This is a genomic window from Pseudomonas sp. 86_A (assembly GCF_017491705.1).
In the GTDB taxonomy this organism is placed as follows: domain Bacteria; phylum Pseudomonadota; class Gammaproteobacteria; order Pseudomonadales; family Pseudomonadaceae; genus Aquipseudomonas; species Aquipseudomonas koreensis.
The window spans coordinates 545,139-562,532 of the sequence record NZ_JAFGYS010000001.1 but is presented as its reverse complement, the minus strand read 5'-3'; the positions used below and the strand labels follow the sequence as shown (position 1 = coordinate 562,532).

At 55.6% G+C, this 17,394-nt stretch carries 21 protein-coding genes; 13 read left to right on the top strand and 8 right to left on the bottom strand.

Annotated features, from left to right (window positions below):
* Positions 1 to 8: 8 nt before the first annotated feature.
* From J5M57_RS02810 to J5M57_RS02790, 5 genes are read left to right on the top strand one after another with little or no spacing between them, the layout of a single operon-like run.
* Positions 9 to 716 (top strand): hypothetical protein, encoded by a 708-nt coding sequence (locus tag J5M57_RS02810; RefSeq protein WP_207848778.1) that lies wholly within the window; start codon positions 9 to 11, stop codon positions 714 to 716.
* Positions 713 to 1,636, top strand: coding sequence for a hypothetical protein (locus J5M57_RS02805; RefSeq protein ID WP_207848779.1), 924 nt, complete (start codon positions 713 to 715; stop codon positions 1,634 to 1,636). Before J5M57_RS02810 ends, J5M57_RS02805 begins: the two co-directional genes overlap by 4 nt.
* The gene (locus tag J5M57_RS02800; RefSeq protein WP_207848780.1) at positions 1,633 to 2,175 is read left to right on the top strand and encodes a DNA-binding protein; all 543 of its coding nucleotides are present in this window, start codon (positions 1,633 to 1,635) and stop codon (positions 2,173 to 2,175) included. Before J5M57_RS02805 ends, J5M57_RS02800 begins: the two co-directional genes overlap by 4 nt.
* On the top strand, positions 2,172 to 2,876 hold the full coding sequence (locus J5M57_RS02795) for a hypothetical protein (RefSeq protein ID WP_207848781.1): 705 nt from the start codon (positions 2,172 to 2,174) through the stop codon (positions 2,874 to 2,876). The genes J5M57_RS02800 and J5M57_RS02795 overlap by 4 nt, the downstream gene beginning before the upstream one ends.
* Positions 2,849 to 3,826: a hypothetical protein gene (locus J5M57_RS02790; protein WP_207848782.1), complete on the top strand. Its 978-nt coding sequence runs from the start codon at positions 2,849 to 2,851 to the stop codon at positions 3,824 to 3,826. The genes J5M57_RS02795 and J5M57_RS02790 overlap by 28 nt, the downstream gene beginning before the upstream one ends.
* On the opposite strand, the gene J5M57_RS02785 is transcribed toward J5M57_RS02790, so the two are convergent.
* The 6 genes from J5M57_RS02785 to J5M57_RS02760 all read right to left on the bottom strand — a co-directional run bounded on the left by J5M57_RS02785 (position 3,815) and on the right by J5M57_RS02760 (position 8,204).
* On the bottom strand, positions 3,815 to 4,471 hold the full coding sequence (locus J5M57_RS02785) for a hypothetical protein (protein ID WP_207848783.1): 657 nt from the start codon (positions 4,469 to 4,471) through the stop codon (positions 3,815 to 3,817). The two genes, J5M57_RS02790 and J5M57_RS02785, sit on opposite strands and share 12 nt — an antisense overlap.
* A gap of 93 nt (positions 4,472 to 4,564) precedes the next feature.
* Positions 4,565 to 4,861, bottom strand: coding sequence for a hypothetical protein (locus J5M57_RS02780; protein ID WP_207848784.1), 297 nt, complete (start codon positions 4,859 to 4,861; stop codon positions 4,565 to 4,567).
* A gap of 8 nt (positions 4,862 to 4,869) precedes the next feature.
* Positions 4,870 to 5,121, bottom strand: a complete 252-nt coding sequence (locus J5M57_RS02775; protein ID WP_243435180.1) for a hypothetical protein — start codon at positions 5,119 to 5,121, stop codon at positions 4,870 to 4,872.
* A gap of 549 nt (positions 5,122 to 5,670) precedes the next feature.
* Positions 5,671 to 6,471, bottom strand: coding sequence for a hypothetical protein (locus J5M57_RS02770; protein WP_207848785.1), 801 nt, complete (start codon positions 6,469 to 6,471; stop codon positions 5,671 to 5,673).
* Positions 6,472 to 6,805: 334 nt separating this feature from the next.
* Positions 6,806 to 7,072 carry a hypothetical protein gene (locus J5M57_RS02765; RefSeq protein ID WP_207848786.1) on the bottom strand — a complete coding sequence of 89 codons (267 nt, stop codon included), beginning with the start codon at positions 7,070 to 7,072 and terminating at the stop codon, positions 6,806 to 6,808.
* 70 nt (positions 7,073 to 7,142) lie between these two features.
* Positions 7,143 to 8,204, bottom strand: coding sequence for a hypothetical protein (locus J5M57_RS02760; RefSeq protein WP_207848787.1), 1,062 nt, complete (start codon positions 8,202 to 8,204; stop codon positions 7,143 to 7,145).
* An 850-nt stretch (positions 8,205 to 9,054) separates the two neighbouring features.
* On the opposite strand from J5M57_RS02760, the gene J5M57_RS02755 reads away from it, so the two are divergent.
* The 4 genes from J5M57_RS02755 to J5M57_RS02740 all read left to right on the top strand — a co-directional run bounded on the left by J5M57_RS02755 (position 9,055) and on the right by J5M57_RS02740 (position 13,048).
* Positions 9,055 to 9,417, top strand: a complete 363-nt coding sequence (locus tag J5M57_RS02755; protein WP_083368448.1) for a DUF6124 family protein — start codon at positions 9,055 to 9,057, stop codon at positions 9,415 to 9,417.
* Between the two features lie 449 nt (positions 9,418 to 9,866).
* On the top strand, positions 9,867 to 11,801 hold the full coding sequence (locus J5M57_RS02750) for a methyl-accepting chemotaxis protein (protein WP_207848788.1): 1,935 nt from the start codon (positions 9,867 to 9,869) through the stop codon (positions 11,799 to 11,801).
* 206 nt (positions 11,802 to 12,007) lie between these two features.
* On the top strand, positions 12,008 to 12,715 hold the full coding sequence (locus tag J5M57_RS02745; protein ID WP_243435181.1) for an EAL domain-containing protein: 708 nt from the start codon (positions 12,008 to 12,010) through the stop codon (positions 12,713 to 12,715).
* Between the two features lie 117 nt (positions 12,716 to 12,832).
* The gene (locus J5M57_RS02740; RefSeq protein WP_064588382.1) at positions 12,833 to 13,048 is read left to right on the top strand and encodes a hypothetical protein; all 216 of its coding nucleotides are present in this window, start codon (positions 12,833 to 12,835) and stop codon (positions 13,046 to 13,048) included.
* 190 nt (positions 13,049 to 13,238) lie between these two features.
* On the opposite strand, the gene J5M57_RS02735 is transcribed toward J5M57_RS02740, so the two are convergent.
* Together J5M57_RS02735 and J5M57_RS02730 are read right to left on the bottom strand one after the other, a co-directional pair.
* Entirely contained in the window at positions 13,239 to 14,024 is a 786-nt protein-coding gene (locus tag J5M57_RS02735; RefSeq protein WP_207848790.1) for a transporter substrate-binding domain-containing protein, read from the bottom strand.
* A 76-nt stretch (positions 14,025 to 14,100) separates the two neighbouring features.
* Positions 14,101 to 14,571 (bottom strand): hypothetical protein, encoded by a 471-nt coding sequence (locus tag J5M57_RS02730; protein ID WP_207848791.1) that lies wholly within the window; start codon positions 14,569 to 14,571, stop codon positions 14,101 to 14,103.
* Between the two features lie 165 nt (positions 14,572 to 14,736).
* On the opposite strand from J5M57_RS02730, the gene J5M57_RS02725 reads away from it, so the two are divergent.
* From J5M57_RS02725 to J5M57_RS02710, 4 genes are all read left to right on the top strand, one after another.
* Positions 14,737 to 15,402 (top strand): ribonuclease T2, encoded by a 666-nt coding sequence (locus J5M57_RS02725; protein WP_064588379.1) that lies wholly within the window; start codon positions 14,737 to 14,739, stop codon positions 15,400 to 15,402.
* A 136-nt stretch (positions 15,403 to 15,538) separates the two neighbouring features.
* A complete protein-coding gene (locus tag J5M57_RS02720; protein ID WP_207848792.1) occupies positions 15,539 to 16,036 on the top strand; it encodes a PAAR domain-containing protein in 498 nt (165 codons plus the stop codon).
* A gap of 3 nt (positions 16,037 to 16,039) precedes the next feature.
* Positions 16,040 to 16,768 carry an alpha/beta hydrolase gene (locus J5M57_RS02715; protein ID WP_207848793.1) on the top strand — a complete coding sequence of 243 codons (729 nt, stop codon included), beginning with the start codon at positions 16,040 to 16,042 and terminating at the stop codon, positions 16,766 to 16,768.
* Positions 16,765 to 17,289 carry a hypothetical protein gene (locus J5M57_RS02710; RefSeq protein ID WP_207848794.1) on the top strand — a complete coding sequence of 175 codons (525 nt, stop codon included), beginning with the start codon at positions 16,765 to 16,767 and terminating at the stop codon, positions 17,287 to 17,289. Before J5M57_RS02715 ends, J5M57_RS02710 begins: the two co-directional genes overlap by 4 nt.
* The last annotated feature ends 105 nt before the right edge of the window (positions 17,290 to 17,394 follow it).

Genomic DNA, 17,394 nt, shown 5'->3' with positions numbered 1-17,394 from the left:
GCGCCTGTATGAACCGAAAAGTCGTCTATCAAACCAATTCCTTCGGCCGCTACGTCGGCACGACCGAGGCAGAGGCCTGCCAGCTGGAACCCGACGTTTTTCTGATTCCAGCAGGCTGCGTGGAAATCCCGCCTCCGGAAGAACCTGAACACAAGGCCGCATGCTGGATTGATGGAAAGTGGCAACTGCTGGACTTTTTCCAGGGCGTGACCGCGTACAACATCAAGACCGGGGAACCGCTGACGCTCGACGGCTTCGCCCCAGTGCCCAGCGGTTACACCCTCAAGCAGCCACAGCCGCACCAGGTCTGGAAAGAAGACCACTGGACCGACGACACGGCCGCGATATTGGCAGCGCTGCACGAGCAGAAAAAACGGGAAATCAACCAGGCGTGCGCCCAGTACACCGAATCCGGGTTCATCTCCCACGCGCTTGGCTGGCCGTTTCGTTATGACAGTGAGCTGGTCGATCAAATCAATTTGACCGGTTCCATCCTCTCGGGACTGTCCGCCGATATCGCCTGCACGGACATGGAGCAGCACAAGGCTTTCAGGACCCATACCCCCGACCAGCTCCGCGACGTCGGCCAAGACTTGTTCCATTTCAAACAAGCAGCCCAACTGCGCGCTGAAACTCTGCGCCAGGCGCTGGCTAAGGCCTTCAACGAACAAGATAGCAAGGCGATGGACGCGATCAACTGGACGCCGCCAGCATGACCTGGGCACCGGTGACGATGCGCTGGCCGGAGCAGGCCACGCAGTGGATGGGCGCACTGTCAGCCGCCAAGGATCTGGCCGGCGGCGAGCTGGCCAGCACCAACCAGCGTCTGGCTGGCTTGAATGGGCTGGTCAGCACCAACCCGGGACCAGTCGGTGATGCGGCAAAGGGCGCGATTGCAGCGGGTCGGGAGGCCATCGCCGAACAATTGGGCCAAGCCCCGGCGTGCCTGGTGGTGACGCCATTTCAGAGCGGCATTGGCCAGGGAAAGGGGTATCAGCGCTTTCTGTCCGCACCCAACGCGCTCGAGCACCTGGCCAACAAGCTGGAGGACGCCACCGACGCGGGACGCCCCGCCGGCCCGCAATACGCCCTATCGATTCTGTTCCTGGGCACGCGCCTAGAACAGCTGGCCAGCGCACTGTCGCGGTTCAACGCGCTACTGCCGATTCCCGACCTGGTCCGCACCGAACGCCGGGCACAGCACTTGATGAAACTGGACAGCGAAAAGTGGGAGATCCCCGCCGCCGGGCCACTGCCGCGCTGGCAAGGCCTGCCGCTGGAACGCTGCACAGTGGTCAAGGCTGCCAAGCAGTCCATGGCCGGCCAACTGGCCGTGTTGGAGGGCTACGTCGCCGACAGTTCGCCGCTGGGCGATCTGGCCGCGCTGGCCGCTCGCAAGGGCGCTCAACAGAAAGGCCGCGACCAACAGCTGGACGCCCTGAAAGCGTTGCTGGCGGGGGGAAGCCCTGACGTCAGCATGCGGGCGCGGCTGATCGGTCCAGGTAACGCCGGCGAATTGCGCCGCGAGCTGCTGGCCGGCGATGCCCCCGGCCACGAATGGGTTCAGTGCGCCGGCCTGCTGCTGGTCGGCAGCAAAGAAGGGCTGAGCTTTGTCCAGGAACTGGTGGGCCTATGACGCTGTTGCTTGATGGGCAAAAAGTTCAGGGGAAGAACCTCAAGGTGACCGCCAACCTGCGAATCGAAAGCGGCGATATGTCCGGCCAGACCAGCAATACCGACAAGGCACACAAGGGATTCAAGCCCAAGACGCTGACCGTGTCGCTGATGATTCCCTTTGTGGACAAAACCCAGCTGACGGACCTGCTGCGCATGGCCGAAACCACGGCCAGCGGTGGGCAGCTGCACTTGTACCGGATCGTCAACGACACGGCCGAGGCCTTCGGTGTCCGTCAGGTGGAGTTTTCCGAGGGTGTCAGCGCCCGGGAAGCGGACACCCTGAAAGCCTGGCTTGTGCAATTCACGCTAAGCGAGCGTGAATCGAACCCGGAAAAAGTCGAAGAGCGGCGCGCCGGCAACAAGGTCAACGCACAAGGCGCTCCGGGTGGCGCGGTGGGAGAGGGGAGCGACGGGGCAGGGGACAAGCCCGAGTTGAGCGGCTTCGAAAAAGTGCTGGGACGTGTGGATAAGTGGCTGGGTGGGAGTGAGCAGAAGTGAAGCTGCACAAGAAGCTGACCATCAATGGCGCGCCGATCGCCCTTATTAAGGCAGACGTTCGCCTGGACGCCACCAGCCCCGGCCGAGCGAACTTCACCGTGCAATCCACGGAGCCGCTGAAAGGGCTGGTAACGCTCGACATCGGCTACAACGAACGCACGTTGCAACGACACTTCATCGGCTACGTCGAGCGCTGCACCGCCGCCAACGCGGTGGAGCAGGTGCTGTTCTGCCGCGAGTTGGCCGCTGTACTGGCCAACCCGCTGCCGTTGAACCTGCGTCACGTTGATCTGCGCGCCGTACTGGTCGAGGTCAGCGAGCGAACCGGTTTACGCTTTCGCGTTCCCAAGCGCCCTTATGCCGGCATAAAAGCGCCGTACTTCTACAGCCTTGCTGCCGGTTACCAGGCAATGGACAGCCTCGCCCGAGTATTCAGCATCCCCGACTTTACTTGGCACCAACTGGGCAACGGTGAAGTGTTCGCCGGCAGTTGGGCCGACAGTTTTTATGGCGCCCTGGCGCCACTGCAGATCCCAACGGAGCTGTTCGACGGCTACCAGGGCAACCAAAGCGCGATGGTCGCGGCCCTTCCCGGGTTACGACCAGGTGCAACGATCAACAACGGCGAGCGCGTCATCACCGTGACACTCACCAACGACCAGATGGCCATCCGATGGAAGACGCAATCCGCCGCGCTGTAGAGCGCCAATTTCCCGAACTCACCGGCGGTTACCACTTGCCGCGCTTCGCACTGGTCACCGCCGTGGCCGATGCGCCGGCGGATGCTGGGATCTGCGACGACTTCCGCCCGCGCTACGCCGTGGACATTGTGGTACTCGGCGCCGATGACGAGCCAGATGCAGCCATTCCGCCGCTGACCGGCGTTCCGCTGCCGCTGCCCACCGGTGGCGATGAGATGGGAATCTACGCCTTTCCAGAAGAAGGCACGCGGGTGGTGGTGTGTTTCGCCTACGGCCTACCGAATAAGCCCTACATTCAATCGATCTTGCCGCACGGCCTGAGCATGCCCAAGGTGCCGAAAGGTGACCAGGTGTGGCAGCACAGCGGCGCCGCTCAGCAGCGCGTCGATGCCGACGGCAATTGGCTGCGGCAGACCGACGGCAAGATCCGGGATCAGGCCATCGAACGCGAGGTTGAAGCTTTGGACAACCGCGAGCAGTTCCAGAGCCACACGCAGACGATTGATGACCACTCGACCGAGACTGTGGGTGGTGTGAAAAAGATCGAGGCGCTGGGCGCGCTCAAGCTGATGTCGGGTGGATCCGCGAGCCTGGCGTCGGTGGACGATCTGCACCAGGCGACTGGCCGGGATCTGAACTTGGTTGTGGGTCAGAAGCATAACGCCACAGTGGGTGGCGATATGCATGAGCGGATTGAAGGCTTGCGGCGAAGTGTGGCCAGCAAAGGGCAGCGCCTACAGGCACCTGAAAGCTGGATCGGCTCAGAAGGCGTGAACCTGTTTCAAGTAGTGTGCGATCTGCTCGACTTGGTAGAGCAGATGAACCTACATCTGGCCGCACATACGCACGGCCCAACACCGCCACCATCGAATTCGTCGGCATTTTTATTAAACGCCGAAACTTCAAAACAAAAAGGTGACATAGTAAAAGCAATCACATTAAAGCTCTAAAGTGGCATTGTGAACTGCGGCATTCTCAAAAGCACGACTGTACGCATCAAGATACTCTTCTGAGACATCCATCACGCGTAACCAACTTACAACACCCTCGTCTTCTAAAATCTTGTCTTGCATTATCATCTTGCAAAACCTAGAACAATTTACTGCCAAACCTATGAGGTTCAACAAGTTAATGGAGCGCGTATACATTGGTCCTTTGAAATCCTTTATCACTACCAGAGCGCCACTTATTTCCTCTAGTCGTGAAATTAACAATTGAATCCAGTATCTTTGCTGGCGGCTATATTTGTGAGCCACATCAATAAAGTAAGACTCCAAGCATAAAGCACTTATGCTCAATGGAAGATAATTCCCCCTGGCAGGAGTTTTTTGGACGATAAGGCTAATCATCCGTAAAGCCTCTTTATTCAATTCATCCAGCGAGTGCTCAATCGCCATGACATCTTCTTCGATACACATGAGCTTGTTTTTTGCTGCGTTATTTTCTTTGCCACGTCCCGCAAAATAATTTAAAGCAAAACCAAAAACGGTACCTACTAGTGTGCCGAGTATAGGAAGCGCTTTGTCTAAAATCCCTTTCCCTTGCATTGACACCTGCAAATATCCCAAACACTGGTTGAAGCTTTCAATATCCATATTCCTCCCTTGCCGAGTATTCACGGTGGTCATTTAAGCTAAAAAACTTGCTGGGCTATTAAATTACAGGTTTCAGTATTTAAATCACATACTTTACTCTTCACGGCACCACCATGATTGCGCGTAGGCACAACCATCAATGTACTCGATTCCGCTCAGAACAAATCCTGTTACTGCCATACCCGCTAATGTGGCGTCAAGCAAGGGTGGTAAAGGATCAGGATCGAGCGGCATTCCCACCTCAACACGAGCAACGTTGGCTGCCCGGCCTAACTCATGGCACATCGTGGAATTGACCATGACGTTGCCTCTAACCGCCGGATAGCGGCGCCGCTCTTTCGCATCCAGCGCGACACCACGTAACCGCATAGGCGTGACCAATACGCGCATGGTTCCCCCTATTCGTCAGCTTTGAGGTCGAGCAAAGACTCGACGGCGTAGGCAAGCGCCGCGTCCGCTAACTCCAACAAATCACTGAGGTGATCACTATCAATTACATGATCCTGGTGCAGAACATGGGCTTGCCTGAGTAGTGCTTTGTGATGGGCGCCAGGCATCGCCAGCAGCGCCACTTCATCCCGCAGCATTACTTGCCACTGCGCTATCGCGGATGACTCTTGGTTTTCGGTTCCCGCACATTGTTTGTTCATAAGCCATTCTTACAAGAATACTGTATATGCAAACAGTATAGCGGCAGGTGAGCTCTTCGACACCAGTCGGGCGACTGACGGCGATCGGCGGACGCTTGGTTGCTCGGAGAAATTCAGCTGCAAGAAAAAAACAGCTGAAAAAGCACTTATCCCCCTCCCGCCGACGGGCTTTGCGCTCGTTTTTTTGCAAAGATGGGTGTTGGTGCAAACGAAGGTCGCGCCCAAGCCCGCTGCGGTGGCTGCGAGAGGTTTGGTAATTTCACGAGGTGAAAGGTTTTGACAATAAATGCAGCGGTTTCGCGCGACGTTCAAAACGCTCCAGGTGGGAGGCCGATCGCCAACCCCCCCGTTGTGTAAGGGGGACGACTGAAAACTGTCATCTCAATGAGTTTTTCATTTTTTAAAAGGCTCACGCTACGTCCGTCTTGAACGCCCTTTTTGAGGTGGCTCGACGCGCCTGAGACCTGCGATTCATATGGCTTCCAGGGCGATAGGAGCATTTCAAAAATGATCAGTAGCGAGCAGTAGAGACCTGGCTGGAATATGCTGTCAGTGTGTGCGTGTTTGTTCAGCTATTGCCTCTTCTACGGCTCTTTCGAGAGCTTCGGCGAAGGAGGAGAAAGGACAGGCCGCTAGAATTCGGCTATCGGAATACCAACCACTCTGGATCCCGATGACCTTGTACTTCCAAACGCTGTCAACCTCCCGCAGCGATATTATTGGCCCACCGCTCATACCCGAGATGTTGTTAACAACCTCTTCTGATCCGTCCATAAGTTTTGCATAAAATTGATTTTCAGCTTTCTGTCCTACGTCCCGTGGAGGATTCGCCGGTGAAAGTGGAATTATCACAACTTGGGCTGTGATCTTACTGGCATTCTCAGAAATCGACTCCGATGGAACGCCTACGATGGTCCAGTAGTCGTGATCAGCAATGTAGTCCCCCCATGCCTCCTTTGTGAAAGGTACGACGCCACCGACTTCCAGTTGTTGGCGATATAGCCCGCCCAGAGGCACCGCTGCATAGTCAAGACCGACGGATGCATCTTCGACGACGCACCAGTGTTCAAACTGGAAATCGAATGGTATGGCAGCCTCTTCGAACTGTTTTCCTGCTGCTTGATCGTTCAGTCGCCACGTGTCGAAGGTATAGCCATCCTCAATCATGCTTCCTATTCCTTTTGGTACGTGGCCTGCCGTTACGTAGAACCATTCGCCTAACACATCCACGACAAAGCCAGAAAAGATCAAGACTTCTGCCTTCTCGGATGAAGAAGAGCTTTTTAGACAAGACAGCATCACAAAGTGACGCCCGATGCTCGCCGCAACTCTCTCGCTAAAATCGTTCATGTGTGCTCCGGTAGATCTAACAGAATTGGTAGATGACGAGGGTAAGGATTCTCTCAGTCCGAGATTTGGAAGCATAGCAAGAGAAAGAGAGGACCGATTTCGGGTCGAGGGTGGGGAAAGGGTAATTTTGGTAAGCGTGGATGAGAAATGGCTTGGAACCGTTACAGGACGCGGCTTTCACTTATTACCTTGCAAGGTAATATTCAGTAAGGCTGGAGGTAATATTTTACCAAGTGCCTGATTTTATTGGGTTTTGTTTGGAGTTGGAATTACTGAGCGAGTAGGTAATTTTCTAACCTACCTATTACTCAATTATTACCTTTGAAGAAAGGCTTTAACTACTTGATTTCATTGAGCTTTCAGGACGATCAAAAATGACATTACCAAAATTACCTTTTTCCCATGGGTCAACTGAAAACGGGGGCATTGCTAGGGGAGGGATGCTGACCGGCGCTACCACGCAAATCGTGTGACTGTCACCATAACTGTCACCAGTCTCGCCTGATGCTACCTCGATACCGCTGGAAGCCTTGAAAATAGTAGAGCGGGTGAAGGTAATCGAACCCTCGTTATCTGCTTGGGAGGCTATCTTCATGGACATATTAGCTCACTACGTAAAAAACCGCCCAAAAGGCGGTTTAACGAATAGTAATTTTTATGGAACTAAGGAGCTATTTAAATTGTTGGTGTTTTTTGATTATTTCCAACCATGATGTTCCCCAGGGAATCGATTTTTGACCCGCTTCGCTAGTTATTGCAAGCGCAATTGCAATTTGTATATTGGATTGGGGGTTTCCGTGTACGTCTCTTGTAAGTAATTCTCCAAAGTCTTCTAGTACTTTGATTCTTTGAGTTTCAGTTCGTTTAAGTAGTTTGTCAACATCATCAAGTTTTTTGTAGTTTAGCGACTTGAGTGCGTCTAGAACTACGTTGACGCCATGCTTCCCTGGATCCTGGTCTGGAAATGTCCACTTCAAATACTCTATAAGGCTGTCCATATTTATTTCGGTGTCAAGAAGTCCATTTGGCTCGTTTAGGATCTCGCGGACGGAAGATAGGTAAGTGTCGCGCTGGTTTCTTATTAATTCAAATTGATCATCTACTGTTTCAAATAGCGCGGCTAGGCTATTAAGTTTTCGATGAAGCTTAGGTGGTATCTGAGATTCTTTTTTGTACGCCATGTGATGTTGGATGATTGCCCATGCATCTTGGACTACAGTCCGGATTTGAATTTCACAAACGAAATTTTTAAGGTCGTCGTACCTTGCGCCGGACGATGTTTTTCCCAGCTTGACAATAAAATGTGTAGCTCTATAGCCAAATTGGTTGGGGTCAAATTCGGCTAACTTGTTTATTTCTTCAATAATGGTGAATTCAGTACGTATTATTTTTTCAATTTCTAATAAGTCCGCGCTGTAGAGACAGACGACTCGCACCCCTGCCAAGTCAGTAACGTCAGTAAGTGGGTTATCGTAGTTTTTGCGTTGTTGTTTCTCTACGAAACTATTCAGTGTCTTTGCTCTTGAGCCTATGAAAGAAGTTTGTATTTCGCTCTGAGAGATTCTTTTTCTGAGGATATACTCTACCTCTGCGCACAGTTGCTCAAACTCATGCCTTACATCTAGGAAGTTTCGAATTGTCTGCGGGTCGCTTTTCCAAAGATCGTCAGTCGTGATGGCTGATTTTGAAACAAGTCGTGAAGTTGTGGCTGATTTAGGTTTTTCTATTTTCATGTCTAAGCCCTTTATTTGTTGTTGATAGTTGGAATGTTAGAATGATCGAGGATTTGAGTCAGGATGTAAATAAAATAGCCTGCAACCAACTGCTTAAAGTCGGTAGTTGTCATTAGAGAGGGCTTTCGATACTTTCGCAGGCTTAGGAAAAGAGGAGATCGACTAGAGCTAAGTCGAGAGTAAGCGAATTTTGATAGGTTTAGGGGTAAACAGAAGGTGGAATGGCAATTGGGCAAGACGTCGACTCCCTTCGAAATTTTCCGAAGGATAGCAGGGCGGTTATCCCCAACGCACCTTGTATCAATGCTGGTTGGTACATAACTGGTACGGGTAAACCTGGAGGCAGCTGCAGGCCTTGATTTTAGAGTTGTTTAGATTTAGTCGCTCCAATCCATCATCGGAACGACGGACGGCGCTTGAATTAGCGCCACATTGCTCTTTGCGCTGACCGTATCTCGTCAATTAACTTGCTCTTAGAACCTTCGCGAGCAGAAAAACGCGCTGTTTAAATGAGGCATGTTTTTGCAGTCCCGCTCCTACACAACCTTGCACCATCCCCTACACCTAAGACAGAATCCGCCGGCTTGTGCGTCTAGCTCGCGGGTTCTATCGTCCCTGTGTCACTGCAAACCAGTGATCGGGTTTGGTAGCCCGCTTCGTTTCTAGACTCATGGCGTCACCGTGTGCAGTCCTTTCTCGGGGCTCCGCTTTCATGGTGGTCATGCGTGGGGCTCATTCGTGGGCGCCGGGTTCTAGTGCGACCGGTCTACCAACCCGCGTATGGCCGCCACCTATCGTTTGGTAGCGAGGGTGATGGCTCCTTTTAGTATTCGCGCTAGAGGTTCCATCTATGTTCAAAGTAACGCCCAACCCCCCAGAAACCGACCCCGCATCCCCCTACGAATCCCTCGATTCCCGAAAACTCCACGAAGCCGCCGAGCGCGCTCTCGATCACTACCTCACGCCAGCCAGCCAGATCATGGCCTGCGGTGATCAATCCAAACCGATGTTCCTCGCCAACCCGGCCTACGACACTGAATCCCTGCTCGCCAACGCCAGTGAGTCCCTGGGTTCCGCCACCACCATGCTCAACGATTTCGCCGCGTTGCTGGATGTCCCGCACCGCAAGACGCTGCTGGGCATTGCGCAGGTGGTGATGTTGGGGGAGTTGGCGGTGAATCAGGCGTTGGATAACGTCGAGCTCAAGGCGTAGACCGTTGCCCTCCGTGGCGAGCGGCCAGGTCGTGGTTGCGGAGGGCGCTGTATCGATTCTCGAAGCAACCGCTCAATACGGCGGTTTTTCAAGGCTTTCGCCACGAGTAGCGATGTGCCACAAAAAATGATGGCAATGCGTCATCACGCGCGCGAAAAAGTTCACCGCTTGTACAAAAATATAAAGTTGTACAACTTTTCACAAAGTTTATAGCATCTGCTCCAACACCTTTGCTGAAACGATAAATCCAGCATGAAACCTGGATTTTTCCGCTGATGCCTGCGCCGTCGATACGGTTTTTCGCATCAGCCTGTTGCAGCCGGGACAGTTGGAGCTGTCCGCCACTTGTTCAGGACGACGCCCCCCGAATATGCGCGGCAACCTCGGTTGCCTTAGATGAATTTTTTTGTGCCTGGCGTTGAACGGCGTCAGGGCGTTAGAGGCTGAACATGGCAGAAGCATCGAGTTTCCTGGGCAACATCAAGGTGTCCCGAAAGTTGGGGGCCGGTTTTGGCGTTCTGATTGTGGCGATGGTGGCGGTGGCCTTCATTGGCTATAGCAGCAGCAATGTGCTGGTGGATCGCCTGGACACCACGCGCTTGATCGGCACGCTCAACGACGCGTCGCAGGACATGCGGCTGTCGGAGAAGCAGTACGAAGCGGCAGCGGATGCGGCGTTTGCCGAGTCTTATCAGTCGCAGTTGAATGTGTTGCAGGGGCTGATTACCAAAGCGTTGCAGACTCTGACGCGGGCGGAAAACCAGCAGGCGTTGAAGCAGTTGCAGGACACCACGCTGGCCTACGACAAGCAGGTCAAACGCTTGATCGAGGCCGACAAGGCGACCACCGATGCGCTGAAACCGCTGGGGGCGATGTCGGACAAGTACGCCGAGACGTTCACCCGCATGTTCGAGAGCACCACCGCCAGTGCGCTGGCGTCGGCCGATGCCGCGCGTGTAGCGGACTTGCGCACGGTGGCGGATTTGCGCAACGGCATGACCATGTTTCGTCTGATGTTGCGGCGGTATATCGCGGTGCCAAGCGAGGCCAACAAAAAGGTGCTGCTGGACACCACCGATGCGTTCCTCAGCGACATGAGCAAGGCGCAACGCGGTTTGCCAGCGGCCCTGTCGAGTCAGCTGGATGAGGCGCAGGCCGGTATCCGTCGTTATCGAGAGGTGTTGGTGCAGGTGGCGGCTCTGTTCGAGCAGAAGCAGAGTCTGCGCCAGCAGGTGGATCAACAGAGCCAGGCGATGGACAGCATCATGACCGGCCTGATGGACACTCAGCAGCGTCTGGCGCGGGATGATCAACATCGGGCGTTTATTCAGATTGCGCTGTTGACGCTGTTGGCACTGGTAGTGGGGCTGGTGGCGTCGGTGTTGATCTCGCGGCAGATCACCGGGCCGCTGGCGCTGACGGTGGAACTGGCGCGACGGATTGCCAAGGGCGATCTGACGGTACACGCCAAATCCAGCCGCAAGGATGAGTTGGGCGATCTGCAGAACGCGATGCAGGACATGGCGCAAAGCTTGAACACCCTGGTGCAGGGGATCGGTAATGGCGTGACGCATATTTCGACGTCGGCCGAGAAGCTCTCGGCGATGAGCGAGCAGACCAGCGCCGGCGTGCGCCAGCAGAAAGTCGAGGTGGATCAGGTCGCCACGGCGATGCACGAAATGGCCTCGACGGTGCAGGAGGTGGCGCGCAACACCACGGACGCGTCCGCCGCCGCGACACTGGCCGACCAGCAGGCACGGCATGGCAGTGCGGTGGTCAAGCAGGCCACCGTGCAGATCAGCGAACTGTCGGTGGCGATCGAGGAATTGGGTGCGGCGATGAACGTGCTGTCCCAGGACAGTGAGCAGATCGGCAAGGTCATCGATGTGATCAAGGCAGTGGCTGAGCAGACCAACCTGCTGGCGCTGAACGCGGCGATCGAAGCGGCGCGGGCGGGGGAGCAGGGGCGTGGTTTTGCGGTGGTGGCCGATGAAGTGCGCTCGCTGGCCCAGCGCACGCAGGACTCGACCAAGGAAATCGAAGCGCTGATCGTCACCTTGCAACAGGGCACGCAAGCGGCCTCGACATTGATGACATCCAGCCGCGAGCGCACGCTGGACACCGTGGTGCTGGCGCAGAAAGCCGAGCAGGCGATTACCGAGATCAACCATTCGATCGGCACCATTCAGCAAATGAGCCTGCAGATTTCCGCCGCCGCTGAGCAGCAAAGTGCGGTCGCCGATGAGATCAATCGCAGCATCGTCAGTGTGCGCGATGTGGCGGATCAGTCGGCCGTCGCCAGTGAAGAAAGTGCTGCCGCGACCATTGAGCTGGCGTCGCTGGGGCAGGACCTGCGGCGCATGACGGCGCATTTCCGCACCTGATGGCATTTCGCAATGAACTTGGGCAGACTTGATCGGTCAGCCTGTATATGCGGGGGCCGCCGAGCGGCAGCCATCCGGTCCGTGCAGTTATATTCTGGGCCATGGAAGGCAGCAACCCGCGCTCAGGGGGCGTCATGACCAAAATTCCAGTTTCCCCTCAGCCCAGCGGGGGGTGCCACGGGTGCCCGCAGCAAGGCGACGCCGACATGGCGTTTTCCTTCGCGTTCCAGCCGATTGTGGATGTGCGTGATCAATCGACATTTGCCCATGAGGCGCTGGTCCGGGGCGTGCAGGGCGAGGGTGCGTTGTCGGTGTTGCAGCAGGTCGACGACCAGAACCGCTATCGCTTCGATCAACTGTGCCGCGTGCGGGCGATTGCCACGGCGGCGCAGGTGGGGATCACCGATTTTCTCTCGATCAACTTCTTGCCCAATGCGGTATATCGCCCGGAGATGTGCATTCGCAGTACGCTCGAGGCGGCGCGAACGCATGCGTTCCCGCTTGATAGGCTGATTTTCGAAGCGGTGGAAGGCGAGCACGTCGAAAGCAACAAGCACCTGATGAACATCCTCCGCGAGTACCGAGAGTTTGGTTTCAAGACTGCCATCGATGATTTTGGTGCGGGATATTCCGGGTTGAATCTGCTGGCGGACTTTCAGCCGGACCTGATCAAACTGGACATGGCGCTGATTCGCGATATCCACCGCGACCGGGTGCGTCAGGCGATTGTGCGTGGTGTGGTGGGCATGTGCACCGAGTTGGGTGTCGAGGTGATTGCCGAGGGCATCGAGCACCCGGATGAGCGCGATTTTCTCGCGGACTGCGGGATTTATCTGATGCAGGGCTTTTGGTTCGCCAAACCGGCGTTTGAGTCGATCGCGCAGATTCCTGGGGAGGCGTGGCGGGCGGTTTGATGGGGGCAGCGTTTCGCCGGAGCTGAACCGCTGCTGTCGGTCAGGCAGGTTTCATCTTGCCTGGTGCGGCGAAGGCCTAGGATGCTTGCACAAGATCATCCCAAGGGGAGCCGTACCATGCGCACCAATGTCGTCAAAGTGCTGTTGATCGCTGCAGCTGTCTCGGTGTTGAGTGCCTGTTCGGGCGCCGGTGGCTTGACCACTACCAGTTGCTTTTCTGCTGATTGCCAGTCGCCGGAGGGGCGCAGTAATGCGACGACCCTCAAGTTCGGCGGCAACAGTATTGGCAGCAGCTTGAATCAGTACAGTTCCGGGATGTTGCACGACGACTGATAGAGATCAAGGCTGACATTGAACCTGTGGCGAGGGAGCTTGCTCCCGCTGGGTCGCGAAGCGGCCCCATAAAAGAAGGCCTGCTGCGCAGTCCAGCGGGAGCAAGCTCCCTCGCCACAGGTTTTCCGCGGGTTCAGTGTCAGGTACTAAACAGGCGCCCATGTCGGGCGCCTTTTTTGTGCCTGGAGGGTTACTGCGGTACAGCCAGCCACTCACCAATAACCTTCTGATAAGTGCCGGTGACTTTGCTCAGATGCAGCCACTGATCGACGTACAGCTTCCAGCTGATGTCATCGCGCGGCAGCAGGTAAGCCTTTTCGCCGTACTGCATGTATTGATGCGGATTCACCGCGCACAGCCCCGGTTTGAGCTTCTGCTGATACAACGCTTCCGAGGCGTCGGTGATCATCACGTCGGCCTTGTTGTCGAGCAGTTGCTGGAAGATCGTCACGTTGTCGTGCAGGGCCAGTTGCGCCTTGGGCAGGAAGGCGTGGACGAAGGCTTCGTTGGTGCCACCCGCAGGTTCAACCAGGCGCACGTTGGGCTGGTTGATCTGCTCGACGGTCTGGTACTTGGCTTGATCGGCGCAGCGCACCAGCGGGATCTTGCCGTCGCTGTCGAGGGTATGGCTGAAGTAGGCTTTTTTCTGCCGTTCGAGCGTCACCGAAATGCCGCCCATGCCGATGTCGCACTTGCCGGCCTGCATGTCCGGCATCAGGGTTTTCCAGGTGGTCTGCACCCACTCGACCTTGACCCCGAGGCTGTCGGCCAGCGAACGCGCCATAGCGATGTCGATGCCTTCGAAATCGCCGTCGGGGCGCTTGAAGGTGTAGGGCTTGTAGTCGCCGGTGGTGCAGACGCGCAGTCGGCCTTGTTGCTGGACGGTGTCGAGGTGCGAGGGTTGTTCTGCGGCCTGAGCATTCAGGGTCAGCGCCAGCAATGAACCGAGCAGGAACGGAGTTTTATTCATGGGCATGTCTGTCGGGCTTCAAAGGGATCGGAGCGAGAAGTTAACCACGTTCTCGGCGCTGATCCCTATGGGTAGCTCGCTGTTACAGGCCGAGGCCTTCCTGCACCACCTGCAACAGATTGTTCTCGGTCAGCGCAATCGCATCCAGTTCCTGCCCGGTTTCCACCGTTTGCAGCCACCAATGGCTTTCGTGGTGTTCATCGACGGTGCGCAGCAGATAGGTGTTGCGCTCCGGCAGGGTGATCCGCACGCGGCCGGCGCCGTCCTCGGTAAACCGGGCGATGGGATCAAATATAAGTTTTTTGTCGTTTGCTTCGATCAGCAGTTGATCGATCGCGTAATCGTGGCTCTCGCCATCGGGTGAGCGTTCGCAAACGTGGGTCGGATTGCGGCGGATTTTCAGGCCGACCTCAGTGACTGGCTGCAGCCAGCCCTCGATGCGGTGGTACAGATCGTAGACCTGCGCCGGCCAGCAATCGATCTCCAGCGCGGCATCCGCATGGGTGTGCCGGGTTTGCTTGAGTTTGGCGGCGAGTTCGTCTGCTTTACTCATTTCGGATCCCTTGGTTTGATGTCTGCCTGTTAATCGTAGACCTTTCAACGGCGTGCGGCCTTGCCTTGCGTCATGCGCTTGCAACACAAGCATGGCGAAATCAGCGCTGGCCAAGTCTGGCCATGATCGAAAACCACGGACGCAGGCGTCCCAAGGAGCGGGTACATGAAAAAGCTGTTTACAATTTTGGCAGTGATTGCGCTGACGGCCGGTAGCATCGGCCTGAGTTCGGCGCGTCAGTCGAACGCCAGCAAAGTGCAAACGGAAGCGGTGGCGGGGCAGTTCGACTACTACCTGCTGACGCTGTCCTGGTCGCCGACCTTCTGCCTCACCCACAAAGATGACGTGCAATGTTCCGGCAAGGGCTACGGCTTCGTGCTGCACGGTTTGTGGCCGCAATACGCCAATGGTGGCTGGCCGGAATCCTGCCCACCGCTGACCACGTTGTCGGCGGCGGAAACGACCAAGGGCCTGACGCTGTTTCCGACCAAGAAACTGCTTGATCACGAATGGTCCAAGCACGGCACCTGCAGTGGCCTGGGCGCGATGGGCTATCTGGACGAAGCGGACAAAGCCGTCGGCGCGGTGAAAATCCCCCAGGAGTTGCAGCCGCTCAGCAGTTCGTACTACTTCGAGGCCCAGGAAATTTCCGATCTGTTCCGCAAGGCCAACCCGGGGATCCCGGCCAATGGCATCGCGGTGATCTGCAGCGGCCCGGAACTCTCGGAAGTGCGGGTGTGCATGGGCAAGGATCTGCAATTCGGCGCGTGCGGTAAGGGTGTGAAGACCCAGTGCCGGGCGGGGGATATTCGAGTGCCGCCGTCGCGTTGATGTGAGCGGTTTCACGATCAGGAAAGGGCGCCCGAGCGGGCGCTCTTTTTTTGCCTGAAGGTTTGAAGCACCCGGAAAATTCACGCATGCTTGCGCCCCCAAAAAGGATGACCCGCAACACTGCAAGGAGCTGTTCATGAGCGGAAAACCCGCCGCCCGCGTCACCGACCCAACCGCCTGCCCACTCCCGGGACATGGCACCAATCCGATTGCCAGTGGCTCGCCGAATGTAAATTTCGACGGATTGGCAGCTGCGCGACTGACTGATAAATCAGCGTGCGGTAGCCCGATTACTGGCGGCGTTTCCTCAACGGTGTTTATCAATGGCTTAAACGCCGCGACCCTGGACAGCACCGGGGGGCACGGCAATGTGGTCATTGGTGGGTCAGGCACGGTCATCATCGGTGACACAGTAACAGCGGCGCCTTTCAGTGGTTTGCTGCCGATGCCGGTGCATTTCACTGACAAGTTGAAACTGGTCAATGACGTGACCGGTGAGCCGATGATCAATCATCCCTACGTGATCCAGCGCGAAGACGGGCGTCTGGAGCATGGGGTGTCTGACGCTAACGGATTCACCCACCAAGTCAGCTCGCACCTTCCTGAAACCATCAAGCTGTTTTTGGAGGAGTGAGGCATGGCGGCTGAAACAGTAACGTGCGCGAAAGGCAATAATTACAAACTGCACAAGGAACATGCGCTGACGGACAAAAAGGATGTCAGTGACAAGCAGGTGCCGGTGGAGAGTACCAAGGCGATTGTTGTTTTCGTCGGCGGTGCCGGGGATAAGGAAAGTTATTATTTTTCGGGGCCTTATGGAAACATCCAAGAGGCACGGAAGGACTTTGATGAGCGCACGACAAGCTTGGCAAAGGAGGGTAAATATAAGTCTGAGTGGCTGGGCTATAACGAAGTCAGAGGAAAACAGGATATTCAGCGACATGTCTTGAGTCTGATCCCCTACAAGAGCTGTCCTGTCTATATCGTGGGTCATAGCCTCGGTGGGTGGAACGGTGCGCATCTGACAAAGATCATGTCGGAATGGGGTTACAGGATTCAGATGCTGATTACCCTTGATCCCGTGGGTGAAGGGGCTCTGGTTTGGTTGGGGTCGGATATTTATCGCGAACGCCCCGATCCAATTGCTGCCGACTGGATCAATATCAAAGCGATGCCAACTAAAAGAGATTCGTCAGATGGGGTCGCTGATTTTGGTGAAAAGTGGCTTATCTCCTGTGGCCCTTCATTGAACGTCAATGTAGACACTAATCATGCAAATGCATTGGGGTTGTTTACTGCCCGTATCGCGGGGAGCAAATCGGCAGCCGATATGCTTTTCGACTCAATCATGAAGGATTTTCCATGATGTACAGGGTGCTCATTTGTTGCTTGCTCGTTATTTGCTCAGGTTGTGCGAAAGACCACACAAAGCCTCCCGCAAACCTGAGCTTCGAATCTGTGGAAAGAGAAAAGTCGCTGCTATACGTCATCCGGTATCAGTCGGACGTTGATGTGTTGGATCTTTTTGATCGCGGAGAGCGAGTCGGGATGATTTCGGGCATGCTTCATTGCGCCTTGGCGGATGATCAAGATTTCTCAGTCGGCAAAGCCATACAGTTTTCCGCATCCGGTTTGATACGGTCGGAAAAAAATGAAAACAACAAGGCAAGGTATTCCTACCTCACCCGCGCATTCCTGAGTGAAACTTCCAGCAACCGAAGTTCTGAAAGAAATCTGTCAGTGACAGAGCTGAACCACCTCCTCGCCAATAAACAACAAATCCCCTGCAAAGTCGTCGTCACCGCGTACGGCTACAAACCCTACTACTCAAACACCATGAACCTCCCGGTCGCGGACCTGCTGCGGGAAATCAACAAACCCCGATAGCCGCAGAGCACGATGCGTCGCCTGGCCTATCGGCGCTGATTGCGCGCAGAACGTGGTGTGAAAATAAATCGACGCGCAGCGTTCATCCAAATCTCGCGCGCGCCG